The sequence below is a fragment of the Vibrio sp. 1069 genome (genome assembly GCF_033340555.1).
This window is the reverse complement of sequence record NZ_JAWOWP010000706.1, coordinates 1-574: the sequence shown is the minus strand read 5'-3', so window position 1 is coordinate 574 and position 574 is coordinate 1. Positions and strand designations below refer to the sequence as shown.

Sequence of the window (574 nt, the reverse complement as noted above, 5' to 3'; positions counted from 1 at the left end):
CTCACTTAAGTTTGGTGAAAGATGCGCAGTTTCCCACTTCCGGGTAAAACAAGAGAAGAGAAATAAAAAATGCCCCTACCAGAGAGTCAGTCGCAGAGGCATGGTGAAATTGAAGATGTGATGAACTTAAATCAACAATGGTTTGGTATTTATACGGTTTCAAAAGCCAGAGCTTTCTTCTCAACTTGGCGGAAGATAAGCGTCAGAATCCCATTCACGCTCAGATAAAACGCGCCTGCTACACCGAAAACCATTAATGTATCGTAGGTTTGAGCATTAATGCGCTGCGCATAGCCCATCAAGTCCATGATGGTGATAGTGCTTGCCAAAGACGTGCCTTTGAACACCAAAATCACTTCATTTGAGTAAGCAGGCACCGCGCGGCGAATCGCATAAGGAAGTAACACACGTAACGTGGCACTTTTGTTCATACCCAGCGCACGACACGCTTGCCATTGACCTGAAGGAATCGCATTAAACGCGCCTTTAAAAAGCTGAGTACTGTACGCGGCAGTATTTAATGCCAACGCTAACATGGCACAGAACCAAGGTTGGCTCAGCCAAGTCCACAGCA

General features: G+C 46.0%; 1 protein-coding gene. It reads right to left on the bottom strand.

Annotated elements, in window-relative coordinates; translation table 11 throughout:
* Positions 1-149 precede the first annotated feature (149 nt).
* A partial coding sequence (gene artM / locus R7040_RS28590; RefSeq protein ID WP_318097906.1) for an arginine ABC transporter permease ArtM occupies positions 150-574 on the bottom strand: 425 nt, incomplete at its 5' end.